The sequence below is a fragment of the Salinisphaera hydrothermalis C41B8 genome, assembly GCF_000732535.1.
GTDB classification, from domain to species: Bacteria; Pseudomonadota; Gammaproteobacteria; order Nevskiales; family Salinisphaeraceae; genus Salinisphaera; species Salinisphaera hydrothermalis.
In genome coordinates, this window is record NZ_APNK01000037.1 from 1 (window position 1) to 16,972 (window position 16,972).

At 63.7% G+C, this 16,972-nt stretch carries 13 protein-coding genes; 2 read left to right on the forward strand and 11 right to left on the reverse strand.

Annotated elements, in window-relative coordinates; genetic code table 11:
* Nucleotides 1-494: 494 nt before the first annotated feature.
* On the forward strand, nt 495-1,391 hold the full coding sequence (locus tag C41B8_RS16245; protein WP_037340589.1) for a TIGR01777 family oxidoreductase: 897 nt from the start codon (nt 495-497) through the stop codon (nt 1,389-1,391).
* Nucleotides 1,392-1,394: 3 nt separating this feature from the next.
* Nucleotides 1,395-2,810 (forward strand): FAD-binding oxidoreductase, encoded by a 1,416-nt coding sequence (locus C41B8_RS16250; RefSeq protein WP_037340592.1) that lies wholly within the window; start codon nt 1,395-1,397, stop codon nt 2,808-2,810.
* Between the two features lie 599 nt (nt 2,811-3,409).
* On the opposite strand, the gene nuoN is transcribed toward C41B8_RS16250, so the two are convergent.
* Genes nuoN through nuoC form a run of 11 tightly spaced genes read right to left on the reverse strand, consistent with a single transcriptional unit; the run spans nt 3,410 to nt 16,963 of the window.
* Nucleotides 3,410-4,867 carry an NADH-quinone oxidoreductase subunit NuoN gene (gene nuoN, locus C41B8_RS16255; protein WP_037340595.1) on the reverse strand — a complete coding sequence of 486 codons (1,458 nt, stop codon included), beginning with the start codon at nt 4,865-4,867 and terminating at the stop codon, nt 3,410-3,412.
* 12 nt (nt 4,868-4,879) lie between these two features.
* Nucleotides 4,880-6,412, reverse strand: coding sequence for an NADH-quinone oxidoreductase subunit M (gene nuoM, locus C41B8_RS16260; protein WP_037340597.1), 1,533 nt, complete (start codon nt 6,410-6,412; stop codon nt 4,880-4,882).
* Between the two features lie 12 nt (nt 6,413-6,424).
* Nucleotides 6,425-8,275 (reverse strand): NADH-quinone oxidoreductase subunit L, encoded by a 1,851-nt coding sequence (gene nuoL / locus C41B8_RS16265; protein WP_037340601.1) that lies wholly within the window; start codon nt 8,273-8,275, stop codon nt 6,425-6,427.
* The gene (gene nuoK, locus C41B8_RS16270; protein WP_037340603.1) at nt 8,272-8,580 is read right to left on the reverse strand and encodes an NADH-quinone oxidoreductase subunit NuoK; all 309 of its coding nucleotides are present in this window, start codon (nt 8,578-8,580) and stop codon (nt 8,272-8,274) included. Before nuoK ends, nuoL begins: the two co-directional genes overlap by 4 nt.
* The gene (gene nuoJ, locus C41B8_RS16275) at nt 8,577-9,134 is read right to left on the reverse strand and encodes an NADH-quinone oxidoreductase subunit J (RefSeq protein WP_037340606.1); all 558 of its coding nucleotides are present in this window, start codon (nt 9,132-9,134) and stop codon (nt 8,577-8,579) included. The genes nuoK and nuoJ overlap by 4 nt, the downstream gene beginning before the upstream one ends.
* A gap of 11 nt (nt 9,135-9,145) precedes the next feature.
* A complete protein-coding gene (nuoI, locus tag C41B8_RS16280; RefSeq protein ID WP_037340608.1) occupies nt 9,146-9,694 on the reverse strand; it encodes an NADH-quinone oxidoreductase subunit NuoI in 549 nt (182 codons plus the stop codon).
* 54 nt (nt 9,695-9,748) lie between these two features.
* Nucleotides 9,749-10,729, reverse strand: a complete 981-nt coding sequence (gene nuoH, locus C41B8_RS16285) for an NADH-quinone oxidoreductase subunit NuoH (protein WP_037340611.1) — start codon at nt 10,727-10,729, stop codon at nt 9,749-9,751.
* Nucleotides 10,726-13,410: an NADH-quinone oxidoreductase subunit NuoG gene (gene nuoG / locus C41B8_RS16290; protein ID WP_037340613.1), complete on the reverse strand. Its 2,685-nt coding sequence runs from the start codon at nt 13,408-13,410 to the stop codon at nt 10,726-10,728. Before nuoG ends, nuoH begins: the two co-directional genes overlap by 4 nt.
* A gap of 18 nt (nt 13,411-13,428) precedes the next feature.
* A complete protein-coding gene (gene nuoF / locus C41B8_RS16295; protein ID WP_037340615.1) occupies nt 13,429-14,748 on the reverse strand; it encodes an NADH-quinone oxidoreductase subunit NuoF in 1,320 nt (439 codons plus the stop codon).
* Nucleotides 14,748-15,218 (reverse strand): NADH-quinone oxidoreductase subunit NuoE, encoded by a 471-nt coding sequence (gene nuoE / locus C41B8_RS16300; RefSeq protein ID WP_037340617.1) that lies wholly within the window; start codon nt 15,216-15,218, stop codon nt 14,748-14,750. The genes nuoF and nuoE overlap by 1 nt, the downstream gene beginning before the upstream one ends.
* On the reverse strand, nt 15,215-16,963 hold the full coding sequence (gene nuoC, locus C41B8_RS16305; protein ID WP_051883682.1) for an NADH-quinone oxidoreductase subunit C/D: 1,749 nt from the start codon (nt 16,961-16,963) through the stop codon (nt 15,215-15,217). Before nuoC ends, nuoE begins: the two co-directional genes overlap by 4 nt.
* Nucleotides 16,964-16,972 lie beyond the last annotated feature (9 nt).

The following is a 16,972-nucleotide window of genomic DNA, read 5'->3' on the forward strand; positions in this document are numbered from 1 at the left end:
TCCTCGGTTCAGGGTACGAGAAAATTCCACTTATGACCCGCGCTCTTTTCTGGGGGGATTACCTTACCCCGTTCCAACGGACGGATTGGAAAGCCTGTGGACTTGTCCGGGTGCATTAGACAATTCGGGCCGTTGCTCGGCGCACGCAGTTTATGATCGTCGATTTGAACCTATCAGCCGAGGCGCTATTCGGAGGCGCATCTAGAGCAGTAGGGCAAGCGGGTGATCGCCGGATGCGTGTGGGATATCAGTTTTTAACTGATTGATTTTACGTTGCAGTATTAGCGAATTTGGGGAAGGCTAAAACCAACCGTTTCGCTAGTAATGTCAAAGCGTTAGGCGGCGTATCGGTCGACCGTGGGAGGGTCGCGCTCTACCAACTGAGCTACTGCCGCGCGCCTGTCATTAGACCCGTGTTGGGCCGCACAATGCAAGCGTTATCACAACAATTCGCGATGACGGCGCCAATGGCGCTCGCGTAGGAGCAGTGGGCCATGAATAACGTACTCATTACCGGCGGCACCGGCTTCATTGGGCGACATCTCATCCCCGATTTGCTGGCTGATGACTGGCGGGTGGAAGTGCTGACGCGCGACGCGACCAAGGCGCGCGAAGTGCTACCGGCTAGCGCAGTGCCGATCGAGTCGTTGGCGGACGCGACGCCGCCGAAGGTGTTGATCAATCTGGCCGGTGAGAACCTCGGAGCAGGGCGCTGGACCGAGGCCCGCAAGCGCGAGATGCGCGAAAGCCGGCTTTCGATTACGCGCGATCTGGTGGCGTTCATCGCGGCCTGCGAAACGAAGCCCGAAGTGCTGATCAGCGGTTCGGCGGTCGGTTTCTACGGCGCGCGCGGCGGCGACGTGCTGGATGAAAGCGAGCCGGCCGGCGATGAATTCCAGTCGCAGCTGTGTGCGGACTGGGAGGCCGAGGCGGTGCGAGCGCGCGACGAACACGGCGTACGGGTCTGCCTGATTCGTACCGGCATCGTTCTGGGCGCCGGGGAGGGCGCGCTTGCGCAGATGATTACGCCGTTCAAATTCGGCTTGGGCGGGCATTTCGGCACCGGGCGCCAGTACATGCCGTGGATACATATCCGTGACGAAGTCGGCGCCATTCGTTTTCTCATGCGCGAGACCGCCTGCGAGGGCCCTTATAATCTGACGGCGCCGAATCCGGTGACCAATCGTGTATTCACTGACACGCTTGCGAGCGTGCTGCATCGCCCGTCCTTCGCATGGATGCCGGCACCGGCATTGAAGCTGGTGGTCGGCGAGATGGCGCACCTGTTGCTGACCGGCCAACGCGCGGTCCCGCGCGGGCTGGAAGCCGCCGGTTACAGCTTCGAGTACAGCGAACTCGAGGCTGCACTCAAGGATCTGCTAGGACACTGACGAATGAATCCAACATTGGTCGATGCGCTGGCCGACGTGGTCGGCGGTGATCAGGTGATAGTCGAAGGCGAAAGTGCCGTACGCTATCTCACGGAATGGCGCGGCGCATTTACACCGCAAGCAGCGGCGATCGTGCGCCCGGCCGATGTCGACGAAGTCGCGCGCATCTTGACCGTGGCCGCCCGCTTCGATGCGGCGATCGTGCCGCAGTCCGGCAATACCGGCACCGTGGGCGGCTCGGCGGCCGATGACCCGCGGCGGCAGGTGATTCTTAATCTGGAACGCCTGGACCGGATTCGCGAGGTCGACGCCGACAACGCGACGATGACGGTCGAAGCCGGCTGCACGTTGGCTGACGCCCAACGCGCGGCCGAGGCTGCCGGCTTCTATCTGCCGATTCAGCTGGCATCGAGCGAGCGGTGTCGTATTGGCGGCAACCTGGCGACCAACGCGGGCGGGCTCAATGTGGTGCATTACGGCAACACGCGCGACCGCGTGCTGGGCCTGGAAGTCGTGCTGGCGGATGGGCGCGTCTGGGACAATCTCACCGGGCTGCGCAAGGACAACAGCGGCTACGATCTGAACGATCTGTTTGTGGGCTCCGAAGGCACGCTTGGCATCATGACAGCTGCCGTGCTGGAGCTGGCGGACCCGCCGCAGCAACGCGCCGTGGCGTTCTGCGCGCTGGCGGATGTGGCGGCAGGCGTGAGCCTGGCGGCCCGTCTGCGACGCCGTACCGGCCAACACGTGGTCGGCTGCGAACTGATCTCGGCCCAGGCGCTCGAACTGGCCTGTGATTATTCGGCCGACTGCGTGGTGCCGTTTGCCACGCGTGCCGACTGGTATCTGCTGGTCGATGTGGCCATCTCCGCGCCCGGCGACTGGCTCGCGGCAACCTGCGAAGACACATTGCAGGATGCCGCTGAGGAAGGGCTGCTCGTCGATCACGTCCTCGGCAAAACGCCGGAGACGATGGCGGCTCTTTGGCGCCTGCGGACGTCGATCCCGCCGGCCCAGACCGCGGCCGGGGCCTCGATCAAGCACGATATTTCGCTGCCGGTATCGAAGCTGCCGGCGTTCATCGCTGACATGACGCCGCGCCTACACGCGGCTGTGCCCGATATCAGGCCGTGCATCTTCGGCCATGTAGGTGACGGCAATCTGCACTTCAACCTGACTCGGCCGGTCGCGATGGAAGACGCGGAGTTCCGACGTCACGAGGCCGACCTGCATCGCCTGGTTCACGATCGGGTCGCGGCCATGCGCGGTTCCATCGCCGCCGAGCACGGGGTCGGGCGCTTGAAGGTCGACGAGATCGTACGGCTCAAGCCGGCGGTCGAGATCGACATGCTCCGGGCGGTCAAGGCCGCGCTCGATCCGCATAACCGCCTCAACCCGGGGGCGGTCGTTCGAATCTGAGCGGAACGGCTTGCCGGCCATGATCGGCAGTCAAAAATGGGCTCTTCGCAGATTAGCGGGGCCGATGTAACAACGGATCATGGCCATAGCTGGATGGTTAGATCGGCTGCCATGCCATGGTTTATGAAGTACGCCAAGCCCTGATGCGCCGTGGCTGTATTCCCGTCCTGTTGTGCGGCGACGGCGAGGCGTGGTGCTGGCGGGTGCACGGCGCACGTCGCCGGTGCGGTCAGCTTGTCTGAGCATCGCCAAAGCGATGCGCCAGTGTCATCGACGAGATGGACGCATCCGCCGGCACTACACCTCGCCGTGAACCGGCGAAGCCGGCGCCGCGCCGGGTGATCTTCTCTTGGTTACATCTGCCGAGCAAGCAAGAGAAGTGACTCGCGCTGCAGCGCGAAACCAAAGACCGGCGAAGACCCGCAGGCTAGACTTTTCGAGTGCGAGGTCGGCGGTGCTGATCCAGTGAATGGCTTAGTCGTATCTATCCATGCCTGAACAGCCGTGACTCGTCGGAATCATGGCCCCGCTAATCCGCGATGAACCAAAAAAAGCCCGCATTTCGCGGGCTTTTTCATGCGCATCGATAGGTCCGCGTATCAGCCGATACCGGCGATGCTCGAGGCGCCGACGATATCGATCAGCCACGTTGGATAGATACCGACGATGATGGTGACCGCTGCCAGCAGCCAGATCACGACGGTACCAGCGGTCTGGCCGAAGCCGGCGGCTGACGGTTCGCGGGCGTCGGTCGGACGCTCCATGAACAGCAGCGCCATGACGCGCAGGTAGTAGAACAGGCCGATGCCGCTGCCGATGATGATGCCGGCGACCAGCCACCACAAGCCGGCGGCTACGGCGACCGACAGGATATAGAATTTCCCGATGAAGCCCATCGTCAGCGGGATCCCGGCAAGCGACAGCATCATGATGGCCATCGACACGGCCAGTACGGGGCGCTTCCAGTACAGTCCCCGATAATGATCCATGTGCGCGGCGTCGCGGCCGGCGAACGGGCTCGACACCAGCGAGACCACGCCGAAGGCGCCCAGCGTGGTGCCGACATAGGTCGCCAGATACACGCCGGTGGCTTCGATCGACAGCGGGATGCCGGCGACGATCGCGGTCAGCAGATAGCCGATATGGGCGATCGATGAATAGCCCAGCAGACGCTTGATATTGGTCTGGCGCAGGGCCAGCAGATTGCCGGCGAACATCGACAGGAACGCGATCACGCCCAGGAGGGTCAGCAGCCAGCCGTCCTGAGCGACAGGCGACAGGAAGAAGAACCGCATCAGCAGGGCGAAGACGGCGGTCTTGCTGACGGTGGCCAGGAAGGTGGAGACCGGAGCCGGGGCGCCTTCGTAGACGTCGGGCGTCCAGACATGGAACGGCACGAGTGACAGCTTGAAGGTCAGGGCGACCAGGATCATGCCCAGGCCCATCAGCACCCAGGCATGACCGGCGCCGCCGAGTTGGGCTGCCGCGGCGAGGCCTTCGTAGTCCAGATGGCCGGAGGCCGCGTAGAGCAGGGCCATACCGAACAGCAGGAATGAAGAGGCCGCACCCGACAGGACCATGTACTTGAAACCGGCCTCGAGCGACTGCCGCTCGCGATAGGTATAAGCGATCATGCCGTACAACGGCACCGAAAGCAGTTCCAGGCCCATGAACAGCGAGGCGAAGTGGCGGCTCGCTACGAGTGCCATCGCGCCGAGCACCGACGAGGCCACAAGCAGATAGAACTCCTCGCGGTTGTCGTCGAGCCCCTTGAAGTAGGCACCGGCGTAGGTACAAGTGGCGAGTGCCGCGACCAGTATCACCGCCCAGAAGAACACGGCGTAATCGTCGATGACGAATAACGGCGTGACTTGGATCGGCGTGACCGTCAGCACTGCCAGCAGCGAGACCAGCGCCAGATTGAGGCCGACCATCGTAATGCCGGCAGCCGATGCGTGGCTGCGCTTGTAGGCGATGGCGGCCATCACGACGATGACTGCTAGGCAGACGAAAATCGGCGGCAGCACCGCGACCAGTTGGTTCCAGGTGTCGTTCATGTCAGCTATCGCTTAACTTGCCGAAGAGGCGGCCAGCCCCGTGGCGAACCAGTGGGAGACTTCGGTCATGGTGGTCTGCGAGACCGACAGCACGGTCTGCGGAAACAGACCGACGATCAGCGTGACCACGACCAGCGTCATCATGATGGTGTACTCGCGAGCACTCATGCGCGCGATGGTGTCCTCGCCCGAGGGCGTGCCCCAGTACACCCGGTGCATCAGGTACAGCGCGTATACGGCGGCGAGAATCATGCCGCCCGAGGCGATGACCACAACCCAGGGCCACGCGCCGAAGGCGCCGAACAGGATCAGGAACTCGCCGACGAAGTTGGCGGTGGCCGGCATGCCGAGCGAGGCGACGACGAAGATCAGCGCGAAGCCGGGCAGGGCGCCGAGCCGGCCGAACAGACCGCCGAGCTGACGCATGTCACGCGTGCCCATGCGTTCGTAGAGCTGGCCGGCGAGGATGAACAGCGCCGCGGTCGAAACGGCCGAGGCGACCACCTGAATCATCACGCCCTGTAGCGAGAGCAGCGTACCGGCATACAGGCCGACCAGTACGAAGCCCATGTGCGAGATGCTCGAGTACGAGATCAGGCGCTTCATGTCGGTCTGGGCAAAGGCCATGACCGCGCCGTAATAGATGCTGATCACGCCGAGTGCCATCGCGATCGGGGCGAACGCCGCGGACGACTCGGGGAACAGCGGCAGGGCCAGCCGCAGGAAGCCGTAGGCCGCCGTCTTGACCAGAATGCCGGACAGGTCGACCGCGCCCGAGGAGGGCGAGTTGGCCTGGGCGTCGGCCAGCCAGCCGTGGAAGGGCACTGCCGGCAGCTTCACCGCGAAGGCGACGAAGAAACCAAGCATGAGCACCATGCCGAAGGCGCCGCCGAGCTGGGTGTTGAGCAGGGCGTTGTAGTCGAAGGTCAGCGTGCCGGTCTGGGCATAGTGCACGAACACCACGCCGATGATCGACGCCAGCATCAGCAGGCCGCTGGCCTGGGTGTAGATGAAGAACTTCACTGCCGCGCGGACGTGCGAGCTACGGTCGAACTCGCCGTGACCCCAGAGCGCGATCAGGAAGTACATCGGAATCAGCATCAGTTCCCAGAAGAAGAAATACAGGAACAGATCGATCGCCAGGAAGATGCCGATCACGCCGCCGAGGGTCCACATGAGGTTCATGTGGAACGTGCCGACGCGCTCGCGCACCTGCGACCAGGAGCAGGCCACCGCCAGCATGCCAAGCAGGCTGGCCAGCAGTACCATGATCACCGACAGGCCGTCGATCGCCAGATGGAAATCGATGCCGAACGCCGGGATCCACGGCACGCTGATCTCGCGCTGCCAGTGCGGCGTGTGACCGCCCAGACCGGCCAGCGAGAAATCACCGGTGGCCCACAGCCACAGCGCCGGGATAAACACCAGTGCCATGGTCGCGAACGCGATCCAGCGCGGTGCGGCGCCTTCGGAATTGCCACGGCCGACGAGCCAGCACAGCGCGCCGCCGACGAAGGGGATGAATAATAGCCAGCAAAGGAGCATCGAATCGCCTTCTTATCCGAACATCAATACGGCCAGCAGCACGGCCGCACCGGCAAACATGACCATGGCGTACCAGCGCAGTCGACCCGACTGGACCGCCGACAGACCCGAGTTACCGGCCGAAGCCAGCCCGGGCACTACGTTCACGATGGTCTCGATCCAGTCGCGACGGTGGCCGCGCGCGACGAACAGGAACGGCTGCACGAAGACCTTGTCGTACAGCCAGTCAAAGCCCAGCGCGCTGTTAAAGAACAGCCAGGTATTGCGGCCCGGGCCGTCCTGGGTCGCCTGCGCGATCAGCTGACGCTTGCCGAGGAACAGCGCGGCGGCCATGCCGAGACCGACCAGGGCGACCACGCTCGAAATGACTTCGAACACCAGCTCGATCCAGAAGTGGCCTTCCACCGCGCCGGAGGGCAGCACGCCGTCCAGCGGCTGATGGATCATGGCGCCGACGAAGGTCGATAGCACGGCCAGGATGATCAGCGGCACGTGGTGCGGGATGCCGTGGCCGGCGTGCGCATGCGTCTTCTCTTCGCCGTGGAAGACGATGAAGATCATGCGGAAGGTGTAGATCGAGGTGATGAACGCGCCGATCAGGCCGAACAGCCACAGCACGCCGTGGCCGTTGGCGACCGCGTCCCACAGGATCGCATCCTTCGAGTAGAAGCCGGCGGTCACGAGCGGCAGGGCCGACAGAGCCGAGCCGCCGATGATCATGAGCCAGTAATCCAGCTTCAGCGTCTTGCGCAGACCGCCCATCTTGAAGATGTTCTGCTCGTGATGGCAGGCGATGATGACCGAGCCCGCGGTCAGGAACAGCAACGACTTGAAGAACGCATGGATCATCAGGTGGAAGATGGCCGCCTGCCAGGCGCCCACGCCGAGCGCCAGGAACATGTAGCCGATCTGGCTCATGGTCGAGTAGGCGATCACGCGCTTGATATCGGTCTGCGCGGTGGCGGCCAGGCCGGCGATGAGCAGCGTCACGCCGCCGATCACGCCCACCAGCTCCTGGATCGCCGGGGCGATCTCGAAAATACCGTGCATGCGGGCGATGAGATACACGCCCGCGGTGACCATCGTGGCGGCGTGGATCAGGGCCGAGACCGGCGTCGGACCGGCCATGGCGTCGGCCAGCCACGTCTGCAATGGCAGCTGCGCGGACTTGCCGCAGGCGCCGAGCAAGATCAGCAACGCCGCGACGTTGGCCATCGCATCGCCTTGTGCCCAGACCTGGGGTGCTTGGTGCAGCAGCGTCTGAATGTTCAGGGTGCCGAACACGGTGTACAGCAGGAACAAGCCGATCGCCAGAAACACGTCGCCGATGCGCGTGATGATGAATGCCTTGAACGCGGCCCAGGCATTGGCGGGGGTCTGGTAGTAGTAGCCGATCAGCAGATAACTGCACAGACCGACGCCTTCCCAGCCCAGATACAGCAGCAGCAGGTTGTCACCGAGCACCAGCAGCAGCATGGCGACGATGAACAGGTTCATGTAGGCGAAGAACCGCGCCATGCCGGGCGAGCCTTCCAGGTCATGCACCATGTACCACGCCGCGAACAGGTGGATCAGGAAGCCGACGCCGGTGATCACGCCCATCATGGTGATGGACAGGCCATCCAGGTACAGGCCGAAGTTGACGTGGAAATCGCCGACGGCGATCCACTGCCACAACGTCTGTACAAAGGGATAACCGCCGTTGGCGCCCCAGAACACCATGACCAGCGCAGTGACCACAGCAGCCAGGCCCACCGAGGCGGCGCCGATGGTCCGGGCCGCGTTGTCGGCCATACGCGGGAACAGGCTCAGCGCGATGGCGCCGGCCAGGGGAAAGATCAGGGTCAGAACTAGAAGACTCATCCGTGCATCTCGCTGGCTGCGTCGATGTCGATCGTGCGGAAACGCTTGTGAAGCTGAAGCAGCAGGCCCAGGCCGATGGATGCCTCGGCGCCCGCCAGAGCGATGATCAGAATGAACATCGCGTTGCCATCAGCGGCCTGCCAGTGGGCGCCGGCGACGATGAATGCCAGGCCCGCGGCATTGAGCATGATTTCCAGCGACATGAGGATGAACAGCGTGTTGCGCCGAACCACCAGCCCGGTCAGGCCGGCAATGAACAGCAGGGCCGCCAGCCCCATGCCGTATTGAATGGGAAGTCCCGTCATTGTTGTTCCCCTGCCTGGGTGGTCTCGCGCTCGCCGTGCTCGGCTTTCCAGCGGGCTTCGTTACGCTCGTCGCGGCCGATATGGATGGCCACGACCAGCGCGGCCAGCAACAGGAAGGCCGCGAGTTCGACCACCAGCACGTAGGGGCCGAACAGGGCCATGCCGACGGCATTGGCCGACAGCGGCGTGCCTTCGATACCGCCGATGGCGCCACCGACGGTCATCGACCAGACCATGGCGATCAGCAGGATCGCGGCGAACACCGAGGGGCCAACCCACAGCTTGGGCCGCAGCCAGTGGCGTTCGCGCGTGACCGTCTCCTGGTTGAGATTGAGCATCATGACCACGAACACGAACAGCACCATCACGGCGCCGGCATAGACCACGACCTCGAGCGTGGCCGCGAACGCCGCGCCCAGAGCGTAGAAGTCGATCGCGACCGCCAGCAGCGACGTGATCAGGTAGAGCAGAGCGTGCACGGGGTTCGCGCAGGTGATCGTGCGGAGTGTCGCGGCGAGGGCGACGATACCGGCGATGAAGAAAGTCGTTTCCACGGCAGCCTCTCTTAGGGGAGCAGGGTCTTGATGTCGACCGGCTCGGCCTCGTTCTCGGCCTGGCCCTTGTCCTTGCCGCCGACCGACATGCCGGCCACGCGGTAGAAGTTGTAGCCGGGGCGTTTGCCGACGCCGGAAATCAGCAGATCGGACTTCTCGTAGACCATGTTCTGGCGGTCGAACTCGCCCATCTCGAAATCCGGGGTCAGCTGGATCGCGTAGGTCGGGCAGGCATCCTCGCAGTAGCCGCAATAGATGCAGCGCGAGAAGTTGATTCGGAACGTTTCCGGGTACCAGCGACCGGTTTCGTCCTCGGTCTTGACCACACTGATGCAGTCGACCGGGCAGGCCACCGAGCACAGGTTGCAGGCCACGCAGCGTTCGGCGCCGTCGGGATCGCGGGTGAGCACGATGCGGCCACGATAGCGCGGCGGCAGATAGGGCTTTTCTTCCGGGTACAGGATCGTGTCCCGCTTACGGAAGGAGTGCATGAAAGTCATGCCGATCGTGCGGAGCACGCTCGACGTGGCGGAGAAGGCGTTCTGTGCGGCGTTTTTCATAAACGACTCGTTGCAAACACGTTGTTCAACCGGCGCTTCAGCGCCGGCCTCTCACTAGCTCTGGGCGACGACGATCGCGCCCGTGATCGCCACGTTGAGCAGGGCGATCGGCAGCAGCACCTTCCAGCCGAAGGCCATGAGCTGGTCATAGCGCGGGCGCACAGTGGCCGCCCGCAGCAGGATGAAGAAGCACATGAAGAAGAAGGCCTTAAGGAAGAACCAGACGAAACCGGGCAGCCACGGGCCCAGCCAGCCGCCGAAGAACAGCGTCGTGACCAGGCAGGAGATCAGCACGATGCCCAGATATTCGCCCACGAAGAACATGCCGAACTTCATGCCCGAATATTCGGTGTGATAGCCGGCGGTGAGTTCCTGCTCGGCTTCCGGCAGGTCGAACGGCGCGCGATGGATTTCCGCACAGCCGGCGATGAAGAAGATCACGAACGCCGGGAATTGCGGAATCACGTTCCACATGCCGCGCTGCGATTCGACGATGTCGCCGAGGTTGAAGCTGCCGGCCAGCAGGACGACGCCCAGCAGCGACAGGCCCATGAAGACCTCGTAGGAGATCATCTGAGCGGCCGTGCGCATCGAGCCCAGCAGCGCGTATTTGTTGTCGGATGACCAGCCGGCAAAGATTACCGAGTACACGCCCAGCGAACTCATGGCCAGCAGGAACAGAATGCCGACGTTGAGGTTGGCGATGGTCCAGGACTCGGTGAACGGAATCACCGCGAACGCCATCAGCGTGGTGAACATGATGATCGCCGGAGCGATCACGAACACGGCCTTGTCGGCGAAGGGCGGGATCCAGTCTTCCTTGAAGAAGATCTTGATCATGTCCGCGACGACCTGCAGCGAGCCGAACGGGCCCACGCGGTTCGGCCCGTAACGATCCTGCCAGAGGCCGAGCAATCGGCGCTCGATCGGGATCATCAGGGCCGCCATGATGACCGAACCCATGAGGGTGACGATCGTCAGGATCGCCGTGACGACGATCGACAGGATTTCGTGCTCGGAGATACCGAAGATCATGGTTTCACTTCCACGGGCAGACGCAGACCACAGACCCCGTGCATGCCGACCGGCACGCCGATGGTCCGATCGGGCAGGCTGGGATCGATGGCCAGCGGGAACGCATGCGTTTCGCCGTTCACGGCCAGTTCGAACGAATCACCGGCCGTCACGCCCAGGGCCTTGGCGGCCTCGGCGTTGACGCGGTATTCCGGCTTCGGCATGCGCTCGGCGATGGCCGGCGCACGGGCCGACTGCGATTCGCTGCCGAAGATGTGATACACGGGCACCGCCTGCCAGCCGTCGACGGCGGTCACTTCGGCCGCCCAGAACTCAGCGGCAGCGCCCGGTGCGGCGAACAGTCGGATGCCCGGGTCGCCGCCCTTGAGATGACCGCCCACCTCATCCTGGAAGCGGGTGATGGCCGCCTGGTTGGAATCCCAGCCGGGGCTCCAGGCGTAAGCGATGGTCGACGGCGGCTGCTGCTCGCCGTAATAACCTTCCATCGAGTACGCCAGCGGCGAGTCCGGATCCACTTCGGGGCGGCGCTCGCGCACGTCCACATTGGCGTACATCGCGGTACGGCCCGAGAAGCGATGCGGGCTGCGCGGGAAGCGCATGCCGAACTTGCGGAAGCTCTGGCTGGGCGCCGCGTCCTCGATGCCGGCGAACTGCGGGCAATCGGCGACGATGGTCTTGATCAGATCGTCCATACCGAGCCATTCCGGCTTGTTGCCGGCCACTTCGGCCAGATCCGCCGCCCAGCGCCAGCCTTCCTGCATCGGCGCATCGGGGATAAAGAGCTGGAAGAAGCGCTGCGCACGGCCTTCGTTGTTGACCAGGGTGCCGTCGGATTCGGCAAAGCTGCCGGAGGGCAGCACGTGAGTGGCTTCGCCCACGGTGCGGGTCATGCTGTGATCCAGCACCACGACGTTCTTGGCTTTCTTGATGACCGCGTCCACCCGGGCCTTCGGCGCGCGTTCGTACAGGCAGTTCTGCATCACCACCAGGGTGTCCGCGGAACCGTCCTCGACGGCGGTGAGCGCGTGATCGATATCGCGCTCTTCCATCATCGCCATGCCCAGGCTGTTGGCCTCGGCCAGGGTGACGAACAGGCGGGTCGCCTCGTTGGCCGCGGCGAGCGCCTTGGTGGCGTTGGCGGCGGCCTTGAGGATGGCCGGATCGCCGAGGCTGGTGCCGGCGACGATCAGCGGCTTCTTCGCGCCCTTGAGCGTTTCCGCAATGGCATCGACCAGCGCCTGGGTGTCGGCGTCGAGCTGCTCGACCTTGGGCGCGGTGTTGTCCAGCGCGTGGGCGACGGCGAAGCCGAGCTCGGCGATGGCGGCCGGGCGCAGGCGCTGCGGCGTCATCACGATATCGTCCAGTCGGGTCGCCGACGTGGTGGCCGAGAAGATCGGGCTGTTGTTGTACTGCCCGATGTCACGCACCGCACGGGCGTGCCATTTCGGGATCTTGTTGGCGGCCGCGTGCTCCAGATGCTTGTTGCGGCGCGACTGGCGCAGCGACAGAGCCAGGCGCGGCGCGGTCTGGGTGACGTCTTCGCCGAGAATCAGCACGGCGTCGCAGGACTCGACTTCGCGCAGGGTGGCCAGGCGATCCGCGTTGGCGGCGATGGCATCGCGCGCGGCCACGCTGGCAGCCGAATCGGCTGGTGCCATGCCGTTGGTGAAGTTGTCGGCGCCGACCAGGTGGCGCAGAGCAAAGTTATCTTCCAGCGAAGCGCGCGGGGAGCCGACGCCGACCACGCCGTTGGCCTGCGCGAAAACCTCTTCCATGGTGTCGCGCATGACATCCATTTCGCGCGGCTCGAGTACGCCGTCCGCATTGCGCACCAGGGGCTGACGCGGGCGGTCGTCGCGATTGACGAAGCCGGCGCCGAAGCGGCCGCGGTCGCACAGGAAGTAGTGATTGATCTCGCCGTGATAACGGTTCTGGATGCGCTTGAGCACGCCCTGACGCGAACCGGGGCTGGTGTTGCAGCCCAGCGAGCAGTGATTGCAGATGCCCGGAGCGTTCTGCATGTCCCACTTGCGGTTGTAGTGCGCGCCGAGCGTCTTGTCGGTGAACACGCCGGTGGGGCAGACCTCCACCAGATTGCCCGAGAACTCGTTGTCGAACGCGCCGTCGGACTCGCGACCGAAATAAACGTTGTTATGCGAACCGAGCGCGCGCAAATCGTCGCCGTCGGCATAGTCGCGGTAGTAGCGCACGCAGCGATAGCAGGCGATGCAGCGGTTCATCTCGTGATTGATGAACGGGCCGAGATCCTGATTCTTGTGGGTCCGCTTGGGCCCGCGGTAGCGACGCTGGGTATGGCCCGCCATCAGGGTCATATCTTGCAGATGACACTCGCCGCCTTCCTCGCAGACCGGGCAGTCGTGCGGGTGGTTGGTCATCAGCCATTCGATGACCTGACGACGCATTTCGGCCGCTTCTTCATCATCGATTTCGAACCGGCCGCCGTCCGAGCAGGGCGTCATGCAGGCCATGACCAGCATGCCCTTGTCGTCCTCGTCGTTGCGATACGACTTGACCGCGCACTGACGGCAGGCGCCGACGCTGTGCAGCTCGGGGTGCCAACAGAAATAGGGCAGGTCGAAGCCCTTCGACAGGGCGACGGCCAGCAGGTTTTCGGTGTCGTCGACGTCGAATTCCTTACCGTCGATCGTAATCGTTGCCATGGCTTAACCGTGCGCTATTTAAAGAGGATTCGCGTTCGCCGCCTGGGTCCGCGACAGATTGGATGCATCGTCGGGGATCAGCGCAGACAGTTCGTCGCGGTAATACTTGAGACCGGCCTCGAGCGGGCCCATCGCGCCGGGCGCGTGGGCACAGAAGGTCTTGCCGGGGCCGAGCAGCTTGACGTGTAGATCGAGCAGCTCGATATCGCCCGGCTGGCCCTTGCCTGCTTCCAAGTTGACCAGCATCTTCTCGACCCAGGGCAGACCGTCGCGGCACGGCGTGCACCAGCCGCAGGACTCCTGGGCGTAGAAGTGTTCGAGATTCTTCAGCACGCCGACGATGGGCGTCTGGTCGTCGAACACGATCATGGTGGCCGTGCCCAGACGCGAGCCGACGGCGCCGACGCCGTCGTAGTCCATCGGCGTGTCGAGATGGTCCGGGGTCAGGAACGGGGTGGAGCCGCCGCCGGGCAGCAGGCCCTTGAGCTTGCGACCGTTGCGGATGCCACCAAAATGCTCCAGCACGTCGCCGAGCTTCACGCCCAGCGGGAACTCGGCCAGGCCAGGTTTGGCGACGTGGCCGGAGGCGCCGAACAGCTTGGTGCCGCCGTCCTTGTTCAGGCCGAGGCTCTTGTACCACTCGGCACCGTTTTTAACGATGTGCGGCACATTGCAGATGGTCTCGACGTTATTGACCGTCGTCGGTTGCCCGAACAGGCCGGAGGCCGCCGGGAAGGGCGGCTTGTGGCGCGGTACGGCGCGGCGGCCTTCAAGAGCCGACAACAAGGCCGATTCCTCGCCGCAGATATAACGGCCGGCACTCATGTGCAGATGCAGGTTCAGCGAAAAGCCCGAATCCAGGATGTTCTCGCCGAGGAAGCCTTTTTCGTGCGCCTCGTCGATCGCCTGCTGCAGGCGACGCCGACATTCGGTGTATTCGCCGCGCAGGAACACATAGGCAGTGTCCGCACCGATCGCGTAGGAGGCAATGATCATGCCTTCGATCAGCTGATGCGGATCGCCTTCCATGATCAGGCGGTCCTTGAACGTGCCGGGCTCCATCTCGTCGGCGTTGACCACGAGATAGACGTGCGCCGGGCGCTCGTCGGGGCGATCTTCGAAGCGGGGCATGAACGACCATTTCACGCCGGTGGGGAAGCCCGCACCGCCGCGGCCGCGCAGTCCCGCTTCCTTGATCAACGGGCCGACCTCGGTCGGACCATAGTCGGCCAAGGCGGTCTTGAGCGCCTCGTAGCCGCCCAGATCCATGTAATCGTCGATCCAGACCGGCGAACGGTCGGGACGAATGCGCTGGGTCAGTACCTTCGTCTCTTCCATTACTCGTACTCCGCCAGAATCTCATCGACCCGCTCGGGCGTGAGATGGCTGTGGTAGGTCTCGCCCACGCGCATGGACGGGCCTTTATCGCAATCGCCCAGGCAGCAGATCGGCAGCAGGGTGAAACGGCCGTCCTCGGTGGTCTGGCCGAAGTCGATTCCCAGGCTCGATTTGAGGTGGTCGCGCACTTCCTCATAGCCGGTCAGATAGCATGAGATCGAGTCGCACAGCATGATCACGTGCCGGCCGACGGGCTGGCGGAAGATCAGGTTGTAGAACGTGGCGACCGCTTCCATCTGGGTCGGCGTCACACCCACGACCTTGGCTGCCGCCGCCATGGCTTCGTCGGACACCCAGCCGCGATGCTCCTGCACGACCTTCAACGCCTCGATCGTGGCCGCACCCGGGTCCTCGTACAGGCTCATCTCGTGGTGGATGGCCTCGATTTCGGCTTCACTCAGTTCAATCATCGGTCGACGTCCGCCATAACGAAATCGATAGAACCGATGATCGCGACCAGGTCCGCGACCAGGCCGCCCTGCGAGATCAACGGAATCTGCTGCAAGTGGGCGAAGCTCGGCGTACGGATACGCGTGCGATAGCTCATCGTGTTCTTGTCGGAAATGGAGTAATAACTATTCAGGCCCTTGGTGGCCTCGATCATCGTCGAGGATTCCATCGCCGGCACGACCGGGCCCCAGCTCACCGTGAGGAAGTGAGCGATGAGCGTCTCGATGTCGTGCATCGTGCGCTCCTTGGTGGGCGGCGTAGCCAGCGGATGATTGGCCTTGTACGGGCCCTCGGGCATGTTCTTCATGCACTGCTCGATGATGCGGCAGCTCTGGAACATTTCCTCGATGCGTACGTCAAGTCGATCGAGGCAATCGCCGTTGGCGCCGGTCGGCACTTCGAATTCGAAGTTCTCGTAGCCCGAGTACGGGCGATCACGACGCAAGTCGAAGTCGAAGCCGGTGGCGCGCAGGCCGGGGCCGGTGATGCCCCAGTCGATCGCCTCGTCCTGAGAGTAGGCGCCGATATGCTTGGAGCGCTCGACCAGCATGCTGTTGCGTGCCATGGCCTTTTTGTATTCGGCCAAACGCGGCGGGAACCAGTCGAGGAATTCCTTGACCAGGCGATCCCAGCCCTTGGGCAGGTCCATCGACAGCCCGCCGATACGGAAGAAGGCGGGGTGCATACGGAAGCCGGTGATGGCTTCGATGACGTCATAGGCCTTCTGGCGGTCCGAGAACATCCAGAAGATCGGGCTCATCGCGCCGATGTCCTGGACATAGGTGCCGAAGAACATGAGGTGGCTGGTGATGCGGAAGAATTCCGACAGCATCACGCGGGCGACCTTGACCCGCTCGGGCACCTCGATGCCCAGCACCTTCTCGACGTTCATCACGTAGGGCAGCTCGTTCATCACGCCGCCCAGATAGTCGATCCGGTCCGTATAAGGGATATAGGTATGCCAGGACTGACGCTCGGCCATTTTCTCGGCGCCACGATGGTGGTAGCCGATATCGGGTACCGCGCCGACGATTTCTTCACCGTCGAGCTGCAGCGCGATACGGAATACGCCGTGCACCGAGGGATGGTTCGGGCCCATGTTGAGGAACATGAACTCGTTGTCCTCGGATTCGCGCTGCATGCCCCAGTCTTCGGGCTTGAACTGCAGGGCGTCTTCCTCGATGTCCTGGCGCTTGGGGTCGAGATGGAGCGGCTCGAACTCGGTCGCACGGGCCGCGTGATCCTTGCGTAGGGGGTGGCCCTTCCAGGTCGGCGGCATGAGGATGCGGCGCAGGTTCGGATGGCCGTCGAAGGTCACGCCGAACATGTCCCAGACTTCGCGCTCGTACCAGTTGGCGTTGGGCCAGATACCGGTAGCGCTCGGCGTGTGCAGGTCCGACTCGGACAGGGCAACCTTGATGCGAATCTCGGCGACCGGCGACAGCGACAGCAGGTGGTACACGACGGTGAAGTCGGACGCCGGCTGGCCGTTGCGGAACTGCCGCGGACGCTCGTCGATCGCGGTCAGATCGTAGAGCATGCGGTACGCCGGGGCCGAATCCTGGCGGAGATATTTCAGCACATCGAGCACGCGATCGCGGCCGACCCAGAACGTCGGCGTGCCGTCGGCCGTGATCTGCGGAATGAGCGTGTTCTCGCCGAAACGCTCGGTCAGCTGACGCTGAATGTCTACGGTATCAAGCATCCGAAAGGC

Bases quoted from the DNA above. Each gene is read 5' to 3' on its own strand.
- C41B8_RS16245 (WP_037340589.1), top strand. From the start codon at position 495: ATGAATAACGTACTCATTACCGGCGGCACCGGCTTCATTGGGCGACAT.
- C41B8_RS16250 (WP_037340592.1), top strand. From the start codon at position 1,395: ATGAATCCAACATTGGTCGATGCGCTGGCCGACGTGGTCGGCGGTGAT.
- nuoN (WP_037340595.1), bottom strand. From the start codon at position 4,867: ATGAACGACACCTGGAACCAACTGGTCGCGGTGCTGCCGCCGATTTTC.
- nuoM (WP_037340597.1), bottom strand. From the start codon at position 6,412: ATGCTCCTTTGCTGGCTATTATTCATCCCCTTCGTCGGCGGCGCGCTG.
- nuoL (WP_037340601.1), bottom strand. From the start codon at position 8,275: ATGAGTCTTCTAGTTCTGACCCTGATCTTTCCCCTGGCCGGCGCCATC.
- nuoK (WP_037340603.1), bottom strand. From the start codon at position 8,580: ATGACGGGACTTCCCATTCAATACGGCATGGGGCTGGCGGCCCTGCTG.
- nuoI (WP_037340608.1), bottom strand. From the start codon at position 9,694: ATGAAAAACGCCGCACAGAACGCCTTCTCCGCCACGTCGAGCGTGCTC.
- nuoH (WP_037340611.1), bottom strand. From the start codon at position 10,729: ATGATCTTCGGTATCTCCGAGCACGAAATCCTGTCGATCGTCGTCACG.
- nuoG (WP_037340613.1), bottom strand. From the start codon at position 13,410: ATGGCAACGATTACGATCGACGGTAAGGAATTCGACGTCGACGACACC.
- nuoF (WP_037340615.1), bottom strand. From the start codon at position 14,748: ATGGAAGAGACGAAGGTACTGACCCAGCGCATTCGTCCCGACCGTTCG.
- nuoE (WP_037340617.1), bottom strand. From the start codon at position 15,218: ATGATTGAACTGAGTGAAGCCGAAATCGAGGCCATCCACCACGAGATG.
- nuoC (WP_051883682.1), bottom strand. From the start codon at position 16,963: ATGCTTGATACCGTAGACATTCAGCGTCAGCTGACCGAGCGTTTCGGC.